This is a genomic window from Streptomyces sp. NPDC005811 (assembly GCF_040630405.1).
Classification (GTDB): Bacteria; Actinomycetota; Actinomycetes; order Streptomycetales; family Streptomycetaceae; genus Streptomyces.
On record NZ_JBEXXK010000026.1, the window covers coordinates 137,338 to 154,795 of the forward strand.

A 17,458-nucleotide genomic window follows, 5' to 3' on the forward strand; every position below is an offset into this window, starting at 1 on the left:
GTCGGGGGATCAGGTGACGTCGTCGTATCCGTTGACGCGTTCCGGACCCGCCTGTTCGGGCAGGGCACGGCTCGCCGACACGGACTCGACCTCGCCGATCGCCTCGGGGGTGAGATCCAGCTCGGAGGCCTCGTCGTCGGCGGGACCCAGGGCGTCGCGCCGGCGCCTGCGACGGTCGTTCAGCAGCGAGAAGGCGGTCGCGCCGAAGTACAGGATCCAGATCGGACCGGCGAGGGCCAGCATCGAGATGGGGTCCGTGCTGGGGGTGGCCACGGCCGCGAAGACCGTGATGCCGATGATCATTCCGCGCCACCAGCCGAGCATGCGCGCACCGGTGACCATCCCGGTCATGTTGAGCATGACCAGCAGCAGCGGCAGCTCGAAGGAGAGACCGAAGACCACGACCATGCGCGTGACCAGCTGCAGCAGGTCGTCCAGCGGCAGCAGGTTGTTGACACCGCCCGGGGTGAAGTCGATCAGCACCTTCGCGGTGGTCGGCAGCACCCGGTACGCGAAGTAGCCGCCACCCAGGAACAGCGGGACACCGGTGCCGACGAACCCGTAGGCGTACTTGCGCTCGTGCTTGTGCAGGCCCGGCGCGATGAAGGCCCACAGCTGGTAGAGCCAGACCGGCGAGGCGAACACGATGCCGGCCATCAGGGAGACCTGAAGGGCCAGCGTGAACGGCGCGAGCAGACCGTTGATCGTGATGCTCGCGCACTTGTTGACGTCGTCGCCGTCCTTGAGCGCGGTCGCGATCTGCTCGAATGTCTTCCCACAGCCGACCGAGTCGAGGATCGGCTTGGTGAGGAAGTTGATGATGTCGTTGTAGAAGAAGGCGGCCACGACCGTCACGAGCACGATGGCCAGCATCGCCTTCGCGAGCCGGTTGCGCAGCTCACGAAGGTGATCCGCGAGGGGCATCCGCCCCTCGGGGTCCTTCTCCTCCTTGCGGGCAGACTTCAGCAACCCACGTTCCCATCTCGTGCGGCGGGCCGGAGGTCACCGGCCCTGCGTCAGCGCTTGGTCGTGTCCGTCGGCTCGGTGACCGGGCGGGAGCTGGTCACATCGCCGGGAGCGGCCTGGATGGTGCGCTGCGCGGGGGCCTCCTCGCCGGGGTTCGGCGGGCCCGCCGGGGTGGCGGTGCTGTTGCCCTCTTCCTTCATCGCCTTCGCCTCGCTCTTGAGGATGCGGGCGGACTTGCCGAGGGAGCGCGCCATGTCGGGAAGCTTCTTGGCGCCGAACAGCAGGATGACGACGACGAGGATGAGAATGATCTCGGGGGCGCCGAGCCTTCCGAACATAAGTCTTTACCTTCTCACCGAGGCGGCTGGGTGGGGGTGCTGTGCGACCGGTCGGACAGGTGTCCGAACGATCGTGCTGGCAGCGATCGTAACGCTCAGGGGTGAACGTGAGGCAATCCCCGTGCGTACTCCCGGTCCGCGGTCCAGGCCTCGTTCTCCGGGCCGCGATCTGCACACTACCCGCCCCCGGCGCCACGGCGGGAGGGCGAAGTGGCCCAAAACGCATTCGGCGCCCGACTCACAGAACCACCACAGCCCTACGCCAGGGTCAGCACAGCGCCACTCACAGCGCGTCCACAGCCCCGGCCGCGCTCACCGACGCCCGCTCGAGCTCCTCGGCGGCCCGGCTGATCCGGCGGGCGGACTCCGTGACCTGCCGGCCCAGCCGCCCCGCCTCCACGAAGACCCGGACGGCGAACCACGCGAGCACGGCGAGACCCACGAAACCCACGGCTACCGCGAACATCGGCCAGAACATGAGGCGAGCCTAGACCCTGCTACGGCGCCTGGAGCCGCAGGGTCCGCACCCCGCCGCCCAGGAGCAGCTCCACGATCCGCTCACCGGCCGGCTTGCGCACGGCCACACCGCAGTCGGGGCAGGTGAAGGAGTAGAACGTGGTGCGGCTGGTGGCGCCGATGGCCAGCCGCAGAGCGCCCGCCGCCAGCTCGAAATACCCGCGGCAGTCCGGGCAGCCCGCCCGGAACGTCACCGGGCCCACACTCCGCATGCCCGCGAACGCCGAAGCCACCGAGATGCCCCGCGCACCGGACGCCACCGACTCGCTCACCGCTGCTACCGCCCCTCGTACCGCGCGTCGGACCGGCTCTCGGTCCGCCCGTCGTACCGCACGCCGGCCGACGCCTCGGCCTCACCGCCGGCCGGGCCGCCGCGCCTCCCGTCGCCGGGGCCGGACGGCTCGCCGGCCGCTCCCCGCGTCGCGGCCCCGTCGGGCGCCGCCGCCCCGGCCGCACCGGCCGCACCGGGCGCCTCGAAGCCGTCGGCGGCCTCCCGCGCCTCGATGCCGTCGTACGCGGCCAGCGCGTCGCGGGCGGCGCGGCGGGCGCTGTCGGCGAGGTCCGGCGGCGAGACGATCCGGCCGTCGCGGCCGAGCCGCAGGGCCAGGCGCCTGAGCGAGGCCGGGTCGGGCGTGCGCAGAGTGATACGCAGCCCGCCGTCGGGAAGCTCATCGGCGCTGTCGTGCGGGTAGTACTCGGCGACCCAGCGGCCGCCCGGACCGACCTCGGCCACGACCTCCGGATCCTCGGCGGCCGGCTGCACCAGCGCCTCCGACAGATCCCGCAGCTCGATCTCCGGCGGCGCCGACGGCTCGTCGAGGATCTTGATCTCGGCGACCCGGTCCAGCCGGAACGTGCGCCGCGCCTCGGAGCGGCGGCACCAGGCCTCCACATACGTGTGCCCGACGCTGACCAGGCGGATGGGGTCGATCTCGCGCTCGCTCAGCTCGTCGCGCGCCGGCGAGTAGTAGCGGATCCACAGCCGGCGGCGCTCGGAGATCGCCCGGTCGACGTCCGCGAAGACCCCGCCCTCGGACTCGAACGTCACCGACAGCCGCGCGCTCGCGCCCGCCGCCTCACCGGCCGCCGCCTCCACCTTCGCCGTCGCCCGCAGCAGCGCCTGCCGGTCGCCCTCGCGCAGACCGGGCAGCGTCGCCACCGCGCGGGCGGCGACCAGCAGCGCGGTCGCCTCGTCGGCCGCCAGCCGCAGCGGTTCCGCGGCCTCCGCGCCCAGCGCCGCCGGGTTGTGCCACCAGATGCGCTCGCCGTCGGTGTCGATGTCGAGCAGATCGCCGCCGCGGAAGCTGGTGCCGCACATGGGCAGCACGTCGAGGTCCGAGACCAGCTCGTCCTCGGTGATGCCGAAGGCGCGCGCCACGTCCTCGATCCGGGCCCCCGGACGCTCCCTGAGATACGTCACCAGGGAGAGCATCCGACGGGTCTGGTCGATCGCGTTCGCCGGCCTGACCGGTTTGCCTGCCACTGTCTTGCTCCGCTCCCCCTCAGCCCTTGGCCACGGCCCGCAGCCGGTCCATGACGTCCGCCCGCAGCTCCGCGGGCTCCAGCACGACCACGTCCGGCCCGAACTCCACCAGCCAGGCGTCCAGCCCGTGTCCGTACGGAATCTCCAACTCGTCCCAGCCGTCCCCGAGTTCCCGGGCGGCCGTGGCCTTCGCCCGCAAGGGGTACCCGGCGCCCGTGCGCAGCCGGATCAGCGCGCTGCGGTCCGCGGTCTCCCCCGCCCAGCTCGCCACGGTCTCCCGGACCGTCACGACATCGGGGACGGGCGCGGTGAAACGCGCCCCGCGCGAACGGACCCGGCCGGTGATCCGCGACAGCCGGAACACCCGCTCGGCACCCCGGTCCCGGTCGAAGCCCGCCAGATACCAGTGCCCGCGCCAGCACTCCAGCGCCCACGGCTCCACATGGCGGGGCTCGGGACGGGCGGCGGTGGCCTTGCGGTAGTCGAACACCACCGGCCGGCGGTCCCGGCAGGCCAGCATCAGCGGCTCGAACGCCGCCTCGTGCACGGGGATCCTGGGCTCCAGCGCGCCGTGCGCCTCGTACGGATCGACGTCCTCGGGCAGACCGGCCGCGCGCAGCTTCTGGAGCGCGCCGCTGGCCGCGCCCGCGAGCCGGGCCTGCTGCCACACCTTCGCGGCCAGACCGAGAGCGGCGGCCTCCTCGGCGTCCAGGGTGATCGGCGGCAGCCGGTTGCTGTCCCGGCGCGCCAGATAGCCGATCTCGCCGTCCAGGCTCTCCACGGTCTCGATGACCAGGCCCAGCTCGCGCAGATCGTCCTTGTCCCGCTCGAACATCCGGTTGAAGGAGTCGTCGCTGGTCTCCGCCCTGGAGCCGGAGGCTTCGACGTAAGCCTCGATGGAGTCACGCAGCTCACGCTTGCTCAACGGCCTGCGCGTGCCCAGCAGACACAGCGCGAGGTTCATCAGCCGCTCGGCCTTGGCAATGGCCATCGACGCCCTTCGCCTCCCCTTTGGTACTTACGATCGTCGACCGTACCGCCCCGCGGTGCCCCGGCAAAAGCCGAGGGCCCATGCCCGCGCAGGCATGGGCCCCGGCCGGTCACGACCGGTCGGACGACCGCCGGACGACTGCCGGTCGACTCCGACGACTTCCGGACGACGTCAGACGGCGATCAGGTCCACGACGAAGATCAGCGTCTCACCCGGCTTGATCGCCGACGTGGGGCTCCGGTCGCCGTAGGCCAGGTGCGGCGGGATGGTCAGCCGGCGGCGGCCGCCGACCTTCATACCCTGCACACCCTGGTCCCAGCCCTTGATGACGCGGCCGCCACCCAGCGGGAAGCTGAACGGCGCGCCACGGTTCCAGCTGGCGTCGAACTCCTCGCCCGTGCTGAAGGAGACACCCACGTAGTGGACGGTGACGGTCTGACCGGCCTGCGCAACCTCGCCGTCGCCCTCCCAGATGTCCTTGATCTCGAGGTCCGCCGGGGGCTGGCCTTCGGGGAAGTCGATCTCGGGCTTCTCGTTGCTCACGTCACTGCTCCTGCTTGTCTACTGCTGGTCTGTGGAAAGGCACCACGCACAGTCTTTCATCCCGGACGGCGTCACGACGCCGCGAGGATGTCGACCACGAACACCATCGTGGAGTCCTTCTCGATACCGCTGCCACTCGGCGGGTTGTCCCCGTAGCCCAGCGACGGCGGAATCACGATCAGGACCCGGCTGCCCACCTTCTTGCCGGTCAGGCCCTGCGCCCACCCCTTGACGACCTGCTGGAGCGAGAACGAGGTGGGCGCGCTGCGGTCGTACGACGAGTCGAACTTCTTGCTCGTGTCCCAGACGAAGCCCTGGTACTGCACGACCACCGTGCTGTCGGCCGCGACCTTCTCGCCGTCGCCCTCGATCACATAGGTCGCCACCAGCTTCGTCGGCGGGTCCGTCTTGGGGATCTTCACGGACGGCGCGTCGCCGTCGGTGTTCGTCCCGACCGTCGGCAGCTTCGCGTCGTCCTGCGGGACGTCCGTGCCCTTGGCCGAGCTCTTGGCGTTGAAGGTGTCCTCCAGGTCCACCACGAACACCAGCGTGTCGGTGCCCTTGATGCCCGCCTGCGACTGGCCCTCCTTGCCGTAACCCCAGGTCGGAGGCACCGAGAACTCCACCCGGCTGCCCACCTTCTTGCCGGTCAGGGCATAGCGCCAGCCGTCGATGATGGAGCCCTCGGCGAGCTGGATGAACAGCGGGGTCTTGCGGTCGTAGGAGTTGTCGAACACCTTTCCGGTATCCCAGATCTGACCCAGGTAGTTGGCCCAGATGAAGTCCTTCTCCGCGACGGTCCGGCCACCGCCCGCGATCACCGTCTTCACCGCGAGCTGGTCCGAGGGCTCACCCGTGCCCTTGGCCACCGTCGGCTTCTCACCGAACTTCGTCCCCGCCGTGATGGCCGGCAGCGGACCGTCCACGATCTTCGGCGCCGGCGCGGCGGACGTCGCGGACGCCGAGGGCGACGCGTCCTCGCTCGCCTTGCTCGAGTCGGACTTGTCGTCACCACAGGCGGAGAGCGTGACCAGCCCTGCGGGAACGGCGGCAAGGAGCAGTGAGCGTCGGCGCACGATGAAGCCTCGTAATCGGTCGATCTTGGGAAGGGCGTGCGCGCAACTCTACGGCGTGAGAAGGGCGCCGTACGGGAAACGTACGGCGCCCGTGTTGCGTTCCGGCGCTCACATGCCGGCGATCAGCTTCTCCACCCGATCGTCCACCGAACGGAACGGGTCCTTGCACAACACGGTCCGCTGTGCCTGGTCGTTCAGCTTCAGATGCACCCAGTCCACCGTGAAGTCCCGGCGCTGTTCCTGCGCCCGCCGGATGAAGTCACCGCGCAACCGCGCCCGAGTGGTCTGCGGCGGCACCGACTTGCCCTCGAAGATCTTCAAGTCGTTGCAGATCCGCGTCGCTTGCCCCTTGCGCTCCAGCAGGTAGTACAGACCACGACGACGGTGGATGTCGTGGTAGGCGAGGTCTATCTGCGCCACCCGAGGATGCGACATCGTCATGTTGTGCTTGGCCCGGTACCGCTCGATGAGCTTGTACTTCATCACCCAGTCGATCTCGGTGCCGATCCGGTCCAGGTCCTCGGCCTCGATCGCGTCCAGCGTACGGCCCCACAGCTCCAGGACCTGCTCGACCGTGCCCGTACGGATCCCGCGGCGCTCGCAGAAGTCGACGGCCTTCTCGTAGTACTCGCGCTGCACCTCCAGCGCCGAGGCCTCACGCCCGCTCGCCAGCCGCACCTTGCGCCGGCCCGTGATGTCGTGGCTGACCTCGCGGATCGCCCGGATCGGGTTCTCCAGGGTCAGATCCCGCATCACCGTGCCCGCCTCGATCATGCGCAGCACCAGGTCCGTCGCGCCGACCTTCAGCAGCATCGTCGTCTCGGACATGTTCGAGTCGCCCACGATGACGTGCAGCCGGCGGTAACGCTCCGCGTCCGCGTGCGGCTCGTCGCGCGTGTTGATGATCGGCCGGGAACGCGTCGTCGCCGAGGAGACGCCCTCCCAGATGTGCTCCGCCCGCTGGCTGACGCAGTACACCGCCCCGCGGGGCGTCTGCAGCACCTTGCCCGCGCCGCACAGCAGCTGGCGGGTCACCAGGAACGGGATGAGGATGTCCGCGAGCCGGGAGAACTCCCCGTGCCGGGCCACCAGATAGTTCTCGTGACAACCATAGGAGTTGCCCGCCGAGTCCGTGTTGTTCTTGAAGAGGTAGACGTCGCCCGCGATTCCTTCCTCGTGCAGGCGTCGTTCCGCGTCCACCAGGAGTCCTTCGAGAATGCGCTCGCCGGCCTTGTCGTGGGTGACCAACTCGGTCACGTTGTCACATTCCGGTGTGGCGTATTCCGGATGCGAACCCACGTCGAGATACAGGCGGGCGCCGTTCCGCAGAAAGACATTGCTGCTACGGCCCCATGACACGACACGGCGGAAGAGGTACCGCGCCACCTCGTCAGGCGACAGGCGGCGCTGTCCCCTGAACGTGCACGTGACGCCGTACTCGTTCTCCAGCCCGAAAATGCGGCGGTCCATGACTGAACATTACGCCCGATCCTCGGAGCTGAAACGGGATTCGGCAGCACGGTTCGGATCATTTTCCGATGAAGACGCAACCACCGCGCTTACGGCCGGAGCTGCCAATACCCGCCCCGTGACCAGCAAAACCAGCAACGACACACCGCCCGCGACACCCGGCACCGCAAACCCCCAAACGGCGCCACCGGCCTCCACCACAGGGCCCGCCACACCCGTTCCGACGGACGCGCCCACCGTGAACATCGTCACCAGCCAGGAGAACGCCTCGGTCACCGTGCCCCGCGGCGCGTGCCGGTCCACGATCACGAACGCGCAGGCCAGCACCGGCGCCAGGAACACCCCCGCCAGCGTCGCCAGCGCCACCATGGCCACCGCGCCCGGCATCAGCATCAGCGGCACGTAACACACCGCCAGAAACGCCACCAGCACCCGCAGTCGCCGCTCCGGCACCCCCGCCCACTGACGCGCCCCGTACACCAGACCCCCCACGAGCGCCCCCAGCCCCAGCGCCGCCATCAGCCAGCCGTACACCGCGTCACCGCCGTGCGCGTCCGCGTACGGCACCGACGCCACCGTGATCGACCCCATCGCGATCCCCACGAACAGCAGCGCGCCCAGCAGCACCAGCAGCGCGGGCGACCGCAGCGCACCCAGCCAGTGCGCCTCGCGCGGCGCGGAGCGCCACGCGCGCGAGGGCGGCGACACCACCACCGACAGCGCCCCGAGCACCCCCACACCGTTCATCACCAGCAGGGCCGCCCGCTCCGACCACAGCGCGGCACACAACGTCACCAGCAGCGGCCCGACGGTGAACATCACCTCCTGCGCCACCGCGTCCATCGCGTACGCCGCCGGCACCTGCTCCTCACGGCGCAGCACCGACGGCCACAGGGCCCGCAGCCCGCCCTCCAGCGGCGGGGTGAAGAGCCCTCCGACCACCATGGCCGCGTAGGCGAGCACCAGCGGATCCGTACCGGAGAACGCGAACAGGGCCATCGCCAGGGCCGAGACCAGCGCGGCGGGCAGCTGGACGCGCGGCTGCCCGAAAAGATCCACCAGTCGGCCCAGCACGGGCTGCCCCACGGCGCTCGCGACGCCGTACACCGAGACCAGCGCGCCCGCCAGGCTGTACGTGGCGCCCTCGGCCCGCACGAACAGCACGATCGCGATCGCGGACGTGGCGTTCGGCAGCCGGCCGACCAGCGTGCCCACCAGCAGCCGGGCCGCGTGCCGCGCCCTGAGGATCTCCCCGTACCCCGTGGCCATCGTCCACCCGCCCGTCTGAGGTTTTACGTATAACGTCCTTCGTCATACGTACCATGTGCGCTGTTCACGAGTCCAGACGAAGGAGCAGGCGGACGGTGGCACAGCACAGCACCCGCCCCACGAGCCGCGACGTCGCCCAGGCCGCCGGCGTCTCCCAGGCCGCCGTCTCCCTGGTCCTCGGCGACAAATGGCGCGGCCGGGTCGCCGAGACCACCGCCGAACGCGTACGCCAGGCCGCACGCGACCTCGGCTACCGGCCCAACCTCGCCGCCCGCAACCTCCGCCTCGGCCGCACCCGCACCGTCCTCCTCGTGGTCCCCGCCCTCACCACCGAATTCTTCGCCGGCGTCTACACCGGCGCCGCCCGCGTCGCCGCCGACCACGGATTCGGCGTCGTCCTCTACCCCTCCCCCGAAGGCGTCGGCCCCGCCCGCGACCCCTTCGCCTCCGCCCAGGCCGCCCTGGACGGCGTCCTCGCCTCCTCCATGGCCGCCGACGCCCTCACCGCCATCCGCGGCGACCAGCTCCCCCTCGTCATGCTCGACAGCGACCCCGCCGTCAGCCTCGGCGCCGCCACCGTCAACCTCGACATCACCGACGGCGTCCGCCAGGTCACCGACCACCTCCTCGGCCTCGGCCACCGCCACTTCCTGCACCTCGCGGCCGACGTACCCTCCTGGACCTTCGAGGTACGCGCGCGGGAACTCGCCGCACGCCTCACGGACGCCCCCGGAACCTCCCTGCGGACCGCCCCGGCACCGATCTCCATCGAGGGCGCCGTGACCGCCACCGAGGCCGCCCTGCGCACCCCCGGCCTCCCACGCCCCACCGCCGTCGTCTGCGACGACGACAAACTCGCCGCCGGCGCCTACAAGGCCGCCCGCCGCCTCGGCCTGCGCATCCCCGACGACCTCTCCGTCACCGGCCTCGACGACCTCGCCCTCGCCACCGCCCTCGACCCCGAGCTCACCACCGTCCGCCTCGACGCCGAGCTCTTCGGGGAACGCGGCATGCACGCCCTCCTCGCCGTCCTGGACGGCCGCACACCCGACGCCGGGGACATCCCCGTCCACCTGGTCGTACGAGGCTCCACAGCGCCCCCTGGCGCCTCCTGAAACGCCCTGTGCCCCGGCGGTCGACCCGGCCGGGGCACAGAAGGGGTGAGGGAGCGCGCACGCCTCCACGGGCGGACTACTCCTCCCCGGAGTCCTCCTCCTCGGAGCTCTCCGCCTCGGTCGCCGCGCCGTCCGCCTCCAGCAGCCGCGCCAGCTGACGGCCCACGACCCGCTTGAACTTGCGCTGCTGCGGACGCGTACGGTCCAGCACCGCGACCTCCAGCCGCTCGGCCGGAATCTCCCGCTGCGTGCCGTTCGACTCACGGGACAGCGCCTGCACGGCCAGTTTGAGCGCCTCCGCCAGCGTCATCCCGTCCTGATGCCGCTGGTCGAGATAGTTGCTGATCAGCTCGGCGTTGCCGCCCACCGCGACCGAACCGTGCTCGTCCACGATCGACCCGTCGTGCGGCAGCCGGTAGATCTGGTCGCCGTCCGGGGTGTCACCGACCTCCGCGACCACCAGCTCCACCTCGTACGGCTTCTCACCCGCCGAGGAGAAGATCGTGCCCAGCGTCTGGGCGTACACGTTCGCCAGACCGCGCGCGGTCACGTCGTCACGGTCATAGGTGTACCCACGGAGATCGGCGTACCGCACACCGCCGATCCGCAGGTTCTCGTACTCGTTGTACTTGCCGGCCGCCGCGAAGCCGATCCGGTCATAGATCTCGCTGAACTTGTGCAGCGCACGGGACGGGTTCTCGCCGACGAACACGATGCCGTCGGCAAACTGCAGCACGACCAGGCTGCGGCCACGGGCGATGCCCTTGCGCGCGTACTCCGCGCGGTCCGCCATCGCCTGCTGGGGTGAGACATAGAACGGCGTCGACACCGGTTATCCGTCCCTTTCTGTCGAAGTCACTGGAGCACTCGCCACACGAACCGGACCGGCCGCTACAGCAGGGCGGCCCGCGGGCCGTCCGGCTCCTGCAGCCGGCGCTCGAGGATCGAACGGGCGATCTCCGAGGACTCGTCGTCGGTGAGCCTGCGGAAACCGTCCTCGGTGATCACGGTGACGATCGGATAGATCCGGCGCGCGACATCGGGACCACCGGTCGCCGAGTCGTCGTCGGCCGCGTCGTAGAGGGCCTGCACCACGAGGGTCGTGGCCTGGTCCTCGCTCAGGTCGTCACGGAACAGCTTCTTCATCGCGCCGCGCGCGAAGATCGAGCCGGAGCCCGTGGACGCGTAGTTGTGCTCCTCGGAACGGCCGCCGGTGACGTCGTACGAGAAGATGCGCCCCTTGCCGCGGTCCACGTCGAACCCGGCGAAGAGCGGCACGACGGCGAGGCCCTGCATCGCCATGCCCAGGTTGGAGCGGATCATGGTCGACAGCCGGTTCGCCTTGCCCTCCAGCGAGAGCTGGGCCCCCTCGACCTTCTCGAAGTGCTCCAGCTCCAGCTGGAACAGCTTCACCATCTCCACGGCCAGACCGGCGGTACCGGCGATACCGACGGCGGAGTACTCGTCGGCCGGGAACACCTTCTCGATGTCCCGCTGGGCGATGACGTTGCCCATGGTGGCCCGGCGGTCACCGGCGAGCACCACGCCCCCGGGGAACGTCACGCCCACGATGGTCGTCCCGTGCGGCGCCTCGATCACACCCTGCGTGGGCGGCAGCTGCCGGTTGCCCGGGAGCATCTCCGGCTGGTGCTCGGACAGGAAGTCCATGAAGGACGAGGACCCAGGCGTCAGGAAGGCAGCTGGTAGACGCCCGGTGCTACGAGTGTTGGCTTCCACGGAGTTCCTTCCAGGTAGGCGGCTGCCCGACGAACTGCGTCGGGATCGTCTCCCAACTTGCCGATGGCCGAATTGCAGTTGAAGCACAGTACGCCACGGACCCTACCCGTCTGATGGCAATGATCCACATGTACGGCGGGAGCTTTCAGGCAGATCACGCAGAGCCCCATTTGCGAGGCGACCATCGCGTCGCGCTCGGCTTCGGTGAGGCCGTAGTTTCGCTCCAGATGCCTCTGGCGCCCCTTCACCGCCTTGCACGACTTACAGAGCGTCGCCAGACCATCAGAAGCCGTTCGATTCCGCGTCCACTCACTGTGCGGTTTGATCTCGCCGCAGGTGCGGCAGTACTTGTGCCCTGGCGGCGCGTCCACTCGCGGACGAACATTGCGTCCCTTGGCGACTTGCCGCTGCTGGTGGTGCGCAGATGCGCACTCCCGGCAGTAGGCCTGCAGTCCGTCACGCATCGACTTGTTCTGCGCGAACGCCGCTCGCGGCTTGTGCTCCTTGCACCGCGAGCAGCGCTTCACGCCATCCTCGGTCCCCAACCTCGAATCCCCCGCCACCTTCGATTCGAAGGAGAAAGTCGCCTACTGCCCACCCTTCTGAACGAAGCTTCGAACGAAATCCTCTGCGTTCTCCTCCAAGACATCGTCGATTTCATCGAGGACGGAGTCCACGTCGTCGCTCAGCTTCTCGTGGCGCTCCTTGAGGTCGCCGGAAGCCTGCGCCTCTTCCGTCTGCTCCTCGACCTCCTCCGTGGAGCGCGTCGCCTTCTGCTGGCCGCCGCCGGTGTCCTTGGTCGCCATAACCCTCACCCCGCTCAGTTCGCCCGACATGTTCGGCAGGTCGGCTTCCTGCCGATCGGTGATGATCAGACCCTACAAGGAGGGTCCGACATCGGCCCCGTAGTTGCTCCAACGTACGAGGCCCACCTCGATGATTCCCTTGCGGCGGGGTTTCCACCCCGCCGCGGGAGAGCTTCCTCGGGCCCGCTCAGCCGCCCGACAGGACCTTGACCAGGTCTTCTGCCGTGCGGCAGCGGTCCAGGAGCTCCTTGACGTGATTTCGCGTTCCGCGAAGCGGTTCCAGGGTTGGGACGCGCTGGAGCGAGTCCCGGCCCGGGAGATCGAAGATGACCGAGTCCCAGGAGGCGGCGGCGACGTCGTCGGCGTACTGCTCGAGGCAGCGGCCGCGGAAGTACGCCCGGGTGTCCTCCGGGGGCTTGGCCTTGGCCCGCTCGACCTCCGGCTCGTCGAGGAGCCGCTTCATGCGCCCGCGGGCCGCGAGACGGTTGTAGAGGCCCTTCTCGGCCCGTACGTCGGCGTACTGGAGGTCCAGGAGGTGCAGCTTCGCCGCGTCCCAGTCGAGGCCGTCACGGCGGCGGTAGCCCTCCATGAGCTCCCGCTTGGCGACCCAGTCCAGCTCGCCGGCCAGGCTCATCGGGTCGTTCTCCAGGCGGGTGAGGGTGTCCTCCCAGCGGCCGAGGACGTCCTTGGTCTGGTCGTCGGCGTCCGCCCCGAACCGTTCCTCCACGTATTTGCGCGACAGCTCGTAGTACTCCATCTGGAGCTGCACCGCGGTGAGTGTGCGGCCGCTGCGGAGGGTGACCAGCCTCTTCAGCGTCGGGTCGTGGGAGACCTGGTGGAGGGTGCGTACGGGCTGGTCGACGGCCAGGTCGACCGCGATGAAGCCGTCCTCGATCATGGAGAGGACCAGGGCCGTCGTGCCCAGCTTCAGATAGGTCGAGATCTCCGAGAGGTTCGCGTCGCCGATGATCACGTGGAGGCGGCGGTACTTCTCGGCGTCGGCGTGGGGCTCGTCGCGGGTGTTGATGATGGGGCGCTTGAGGGTGGTCTCCAGGCCGACCTCGACCTCGAAGTAGTCCGCGCGCTGGCTGAGCTGGAAGCCGTGTTCGTGGCCGTCCTGGCCGATGCCGACGCGGCCGGCGCCGGTGACGACCTGGCGGGAGACGAAGAAGGGCGTGAGGTGGCGCACGATGTCGGAGAAGGCGGTTTCCCGCTTCATCAGGTAGTTCTCGTGCGTGCCGTAGGAGGCGCCCTTGTTGTCGGTGTTGTTCTTGTAGAGGTGGATGGGCTGGGCGCCGGGGAGCTGGGCCGCGCGTTCGGCGGCCTCGGCCATGATCCGTTCGCCGGCCTTGTCCCAGAGGACGGCGTCGCGGGGGTTGGTGACCTCGGGGGCGCTGTATTCGGGGTGGGCGTGGTCGACGTAGAGGCGGGCGCCGTTCGTGAGGATCACGTTGGCGAGGCCGATGTCCTCGTCGGTGAGCTGGCTGGAGTCGGCGGCCTCACGGGCGAGGTCGAAGCCTCGCGCGTCCCGCAGCGGATTCTCCTCCTCGAAGTCCCAGCGGGCCCGGCGGGCCCGGTGCATCGCCGCGGCGTAGGCGTTGACGATCTGGGACGAGGTGAGCATGGCATTGGCGTTGGGGTGGCCGGGGACGGAGATGCCGTACTCCGTCTCGATGCCCATTACTCGCCGTACGGTCATGCGGCCCTCCTTGCCCGGCGGCACCCTCGGTCGTGGGCGCCGCTCAGATACCGGTGGTGCTCCGGTGCGGGTGCGGTGCCCGTCCTCTCCGCACTGCGCAACCCGGCGGTAGGAAAGAGCCTAGAACGCCTCTGTGCCGGTGGGGAGATCATTTGCGTCATTGCCTTGCTCCAGCCGTGGCCTGAAAAACAGTCGGCTGCGGGTACCCGTGGTGGGCACCCGCAGCCGCCCTGTTCTTTACAGGTACTGTCCGGTGTTCGCCACCGTGTCGATGGAGCGTCCGGTGTCCGCGCCCTGCTTTCCGGTGATGAGGGTACGGATGTAGACGATCCGTTCGCCCTTCTTTCCGGAGATCCGGGCCCAGTCGTCGGGGTTGGTGGTGTTGGGCAGGTCCTCGTTCTCCTTGAACTCGTCCACGCAGGCCTGGAGGAGGTGGGAGACGCGGAGGCCCTTCTGGTTCTTTTCCAGGAAGTCCTTGATCGCCATCTTCTTGGCGCGGCCCACGATGTTCTCGATCATGGCGCCGGAGTTGAAGTCCTTGAAGTAGAGGACTTCCTTGTCGCCGTTGGCGTAGGTGACTTCCAGGAAGCGGTTTTCCTCGGATTCGGCGTACATGTGTTCCACGGCCGTCTGGATCATGCTCTGGACGGTGGTGGTCTTGTCGTTTCCGTGTTCGCCGACGTCGTCGGAGTGCAGCGGGAGCCGTTCCGTGAGGTACTTGCCGAAGATGTCCTTGGCCGCTTCGGCGTCCGGGCGCTCGATCTTGATCTTCACGTCGAGGCGGCCGGGGCGCAGGATGGCGGGGTCGATCATGTCCTCGCGGTTGGAGGCGCCGATGACGACCACGTTCTGCAGGCCCTCGACGCCGTCGATCTCGGCGAGGAGCTGGGGGACGATGGTGTTCTCCACGTCCGAGCTGACGCCGGAGCCGCGGGTGCGGAAGAGGGATTCCATCTCGTCGAAGAAGACGATGACGGGGGTGCCCTCGCTGGCCTTCTCGCGGGCTCGCTGGAAGACGAGGCGGATCTGGCGCTCGGTCTCGCCGACGTACTTGTTCAGGAGCTCGGGGCCCTTGATGTTGAGGAAGAAGCTCTTGCCGGCGGCCACTCCGGTCACCTCGGCGACCTTCTTGGCCAGCGAGTTGGCGACGGCCTTGGCGATGAGCGTCTTGCCGCATCCGGGGGGCCCGTAGAGGAGCACGCCCTTGGGCGGGCGCAGTTCGTGCTCCTTGAACAGGTCGGGGTAGAGGTACGGGAGCTCGACGGCGTCCCGGATGGCCTCGATCTGGCCGCCGAGGCCGCCGATCTGCTCGTACCCGATGTCGGGGACCTCTTCGAGGACGAGTTCCTCGACCTCGCTCTTGGGGACGATCTCGTAGACGTAGCCGGAGCGGGGTTCGAGCAGGAGGGCGTCGCCGGGGCGGATGGTGACGTCCAGCAGCGGCTCGGCGAGCCTGACCACCCGTTCCTCGTCGGTGTGCCCGATGACCAGGGCGCGCTCGCCGTCCTCGAGGATCTCCTTGAGGGTGACGATGTCCCCGACCCGCTCGAATTCCATGGCCTCGACCACGTTGAGCGCTTCGTTGAGCATCAGTTCCTGGCCGCGCCGGAGCTCGTCGAGCTCGACGCTGGGGCTGACGTTCACGCGGAGTTTGCGGCCTCCGGTGAAGATGTCGGCCGTGCCGTCCTCGTTCGCCGCGAGGAAGACACCGAAGCCGGCCGGGGGCTGTGCGAGCCGGTCGACCTCTTCCTTGAGGGCCACGATCTGGTCGCGGGCCTCACGGAGCGTGTTGGCGAGTCGCTCGTTCTGGGCGGACACGCCGGCCAGGTTGGTCTGCAGCTCGACGATCCGCTCTTCGAGAATCCTCGTGTGTCGCGGAGAGTCGGCGAGCTTGCGGCGCAGGACGGCGATCTCCTGCTCAAGGTAGGCAATCTGCCCGGACGGGTCGTCGGACCCTCGTCCCGGGCGGATGCCGCGGTTCATGTCGTCGTCGTGGGCTGCCACGGTCCTCACCTCCTCCAAGGGGAGCTGGACGCTTCCAGACCCTACCTGGGCGGGTGTCGATTGAAACCCCTAGATCACAAAGACTGTCGGGGTGTGTCCGATCTTCACCCTTGCGCTCTCCCTCACGCCAGGGGAATACCCACCGAACATGATTGGGAAGCGGGCGGGGGTAGGGTCGAAGTGTTCAACACCCGTCAGAGCCTGCATCGTTCCCGTACGGCTCGGCGTCAAACGGCAGGAGAGATGAGCGTGCAGCAGGAGGCCGGTGTCGGCGTGGAGACGCTGGAGGTCTGGATCGACCAGGATCTCTGTACCGGTGACGGCATCTGTGCGCAGTACGCGCCGGAGGTGTTCGAGCTGGACATCGACGGGCTGGCGTACGTGAAGAGTGCGCAGGACGAGCTTCTGCAGGCCAAGGGGGCGACGGTGCCGGTGCCGTTGCCGCTGTTGACGGATGTGGTGGACTCGGCGCGGGAGTGTCCCGGCGAGTGCATTCATGTACGTCGCGTTTCGGACAGGGTCGAGGTGTACGGCCCGGACGCGGAGTGACCGTTCAGGTACGGGCCGTGAGGGTTGTCTGATTTCTCACAGGGCGTGATGGCCTGATTCAGACGCTGTGGGCGGCGGCGGGTGTCGAGCGGATGAACCTGTCGTCCTTCCACTGCCACTTGACGCTGTCCTTGAGGTCGGGGCAGCAACTGGGCACGTCCGCCGACGAGTAGCCGAGGAGTGTGGCGAGGACGGCACCGTCGGTGACGGTGAGCGTGGTGACGTTGGTGCGGTCCTTGGGGTCGACGAGGGTGGCGACCACGCGCGCGTGGGTGCTGCCGGCGGCCTGGGCGAGGACGTAGACGCCGTCGGGCGGGGTGCCCATGGGGGCGTCGCAGTGGACGGCGGCGACGGTTTCGGGCCTGCCGTCGCCGTCGAGGTCTCCGTCGGCCTTCCGCATGACGATCGGCTTGACCGTGGGGCCGCAGTCGAGGGGGAAGTCGACGCCGGTGGTGGCGGGGGCGGTGGCCGAGGGGGCGGGAGCGGTGCTGCTGTGCGGCGGTGAGGCCTGGGCGGCCGTCGCGGGTCCGGGCTGGAGGATCGAGGAGAGGGCCACGACTCCGGCCACCGCGGTGGCGGTGGCGACCCAGTGGATGGGCCGGGTGTGGGTGTGTGCCAGTTCCGGGACGGCGGATTGCTGCACTAGGAGCGTCTCCTGGGATGGCTGAGCCGGTGGAGGTGGGGGGTGGCCAGCATCGTGCCACACGTCACAGGGCACGGGAACGGCGGGGTTCGGGTCGGTGCGGGATCTCGGACGGCGGTGGTGCGGGGTCAAGGTGAGGGCGCCGTGGCCGAGTTCCCCGAGGGCGGCCGCCACCGCCGCGACCGAGGTCAGTGCACGCTCGGTCTCCTCGTCGACGGCGTACCCGGTGAGGGAGCGCCAGATGGCGTCCAGG

The 17,458-nt window shown here is 69.3% G+C and carries 19 protein-coding genes; 2 read left to right on the forward strand and 17 right to left on the reverse strand.

The window, feature by feature from the left end; genetic code table 11:
- Positions 1-9 precede the first annotated feature (9 nt).
- From tatC to ABZ490_RS27380, 10 genes are all read right to left on the reverse strand, one after another.
- Entirely contained in the window at positions 10-969 is a 960-nt protein-coding gene (gene tatC, locus ABZ490_RS27335) for a twin-arginine translocase subunit TatC (RefSeq protein WP_358995107.1), read from the reverse strand.
- Between the two features lie 47 nt (positions 970-1,016).
- Entirely contained in the window at positions 1,017-1,304 is a 288-nt protein-coding gene (gene tatA / locus ABZ490_RS27340; RefSeq protein ID WP_358995110.1) for a Sec-independent protein translocase subunit TatA, read from the reverse strand.
- 283 nt (positions 1,305-1,587) lie between these two features.
- Entirely contained in the window at positions 1,588-1,782 is a 195-nt protein-coding gene (locus ABZ490_RS27345) for a hypothetical protein (RefSeq protein ID WP_358995113.1), read from the reverse strand.
- A gap of 19 nt (positions 1,783-1,801) precedes the next feature.
- Positions 1,802-2,092 (reverse strand): hypothetical protein, encoded by a 291-nt coding sequence (locus tag ABZ490_RS27350; protein WP_067250484.1) that lies wholly within the window; start codon positions 2,090-2,092, stop codon positions 1,802-1,804.
- 5 nt (positions 2,093-2,097) lie between these two features.
- Positions 2,098-3,303 (reverse strand): WYL domain-containing protein, encoded by a 1,206-nt coding sequence (locus tag ABZ490_RS27355; RefSeq protein ID WP_358995116.1) that lies wholly within the window; start codon positions 3,301-3,303, stop codon positions 2,098-2,100.
- A 19-nt stretch (positions 3,304-3,322) separates the two neighbouring features.
- Positions 3,323-4,294 (reverse strand): WYL domain-containing protein, encoded by a 972-nt coding sequence (locus ABZ490_RS27360; RefSeq protein WP_358995119.1) that lies wholly within the window; start codon positions 4,292-4,294, stop codon positions 3,323-3,325.
- Between the two features lie 171 nt (positions 4,295-4,465).
- Entirely contained in the window at positions 4,466-4,837 is a 372-nt protein-coding gene (locus tag ABZ490_RS27365) for an FKBP-type peptidyl-prolyl cis-trans isomerase (protein WP_358995122.1), read from the reverse strand.
- A 71-nt stretch (positions 4,838-4,908) separates the two neighbouring features.
- Positions 4,909-5,913 (reverse strand): FKBP-type peptidyl-prolyl cis-trans isomerase, encoded by a 1,005-nt coding sequence (locus ABZ490_RS27370; RefSeq protein WP_358995125.1) that lies wholly within the window; start codon positions 5,911-5,913, stop codon positions 4,909-4,911.
- A 108-nt stretch (positions 5,914-6,021) separates the two neighbouring features.
- Entirely contained in the window at positions 6,022-7,383 is a 1,362-nt protein-coding gene (pafA, locus tag ABZ490_RS27375) for a Pup--protein ligase (protein ID WP_340382033.1), read from the reverse strand.
- Positions 7,384-7,392: 9 nt separating this feature from the next.
- Complete coding sequence (locus tag ABZ490_RS27380; protein ID WP_358995130.1) at positions 7,393-8,652, reverse strand: MFS transporter; 1,260 nt, start codon at positions 8,650-8,652, stop codon at positions 7,393-7,395.
- 95 nt (positions 8,653-8,747) lie between these two features.
- On the opposite strand from ABZ490_RS27380, the gene ABZ490_RS27385 reads away from it, so the two are divergent.
- On the forward strand, positions 8,748-9,767 hold the full coding sequence (locus ABZ490_RS27385; protein ID WP_358995133.1) for a LacI family DNA-binding transcriptional regulator: 1,020 nt from the start codon (positions 8,748-8,750) through the stop codon (positions 9,765-9,767).
- A gap of 76 nt (positions 9,768-9,843) precedes the next feature.
- Here ABZ490_RS27385 and prcA read toward each other — a convergent pair whose 3' ends face one another.
- From prcA to arc, 6 genes are all read right to left on the reverse strand, one after another.
- A complete protein-coding gene (gene prcA / locus ABZ490_RS27390) occupies positions 9,844-10,596 on the reverse strand; it encodes a proteasome subunit alpha (protein ID WP_358995136.1) in 753 nt (250 codons plus the stop codon).
- Positions 10,597-10,658: 62 nt separating this feature from the next.
- A complete protein-coding gene (prcB, locus tag ABZ490_RS27395) occupies positions 10,659-11,504 on the reverse strand; it encodes a proteasome subunit beta (RefSeq protein WP_358995139.1) in 846 nt (281 codons plus the stop codon).
- Complete coding sequence (locus tag ABZ490_RS27400) at positions 11,456-12,049, reverse strand: endonuclease VII domain-containing protein (protein ID WP_358995142.1); 594 nt, start codon at positions 12,047-12,049, stop codon at positions 11,456-11,458. The genes prcB and ABZ490_RS27400 overlap by 49 nt, the downstream gene beginning before the upstream one ends.
- A 42-nt stretch (positions 12,050-12,091) precedes the next feature.
- Positions 12,092-12,310, reverse strand: coding sequence for a ubiquitin-like protein Pup (locus tag ABZ490_RS27405; RefSeq protein WP_358995145.1), 219 nt, complete (start codon positions 12,308-12,310; stop codon positions 12,092-12,094).
- Positions 12,311-12,497: 187 nt separating this feature from the next.
- Entirely contained in the window at positions 12,498-14,009 is a 1,512-nt protein-coding gene (gene dop / locus ABZ490_RS27410) for a depupylase/deamidase Dop (protein ID WP_358995148.1), read from the reverse strand.
- A 237-nt stretch (positions 14,010-14,246) separates the two neighbouring features.
- Positions 14,247-16,013 carry a proteasome ATPase gene (gene arc / locus ABZ490_RS27415; RefSeq protein ID WP_358995151.1) on the reverse strand — a complete coding sequence of 589 codons (1,767 nt, stop codon included), beginning with the start codon at positions 16,011-16,013 and terminating at the stop codon, positions 14,247-14,249.
- 243 nt (positions 16,014-16,256) lie between these two features.
- Between arc and ABZ490_RS27420 the strand changes: the two genes are divergently transcribed.
- On the forward strand, positions 16,257-16,562 hold the full coding sequence (locus ABZ490_RS27420) for a ferredoxin (RefSeq protein ID WP_358995154.1): 306 nt from the start codon (positions 16,257-16,259) through the stop codon (positions 16,560-16,562).
- A 58-nt stretch (positions 16,563-16,620) separates the two neighbouring features.
- Here the strand turns inward: ABZ490_RS27420 and ABZ490_RS27425 are convergent, their stop codons facing one another.
- The gene (locus tag ABZ490_RS27425; RefSeq protein ID WP_358995179.1) at positions 16,621-17,205 is read right to left on the reverse strand and encodes a hypothetical protein; all 585 of its coding nucleotides are present in this window, start codon (positions 17,203-17,205) and stop codon (positions 16,621-16,623) included.
- Positions 17,206-17,458: the final 253 nt, after the last annotated feature.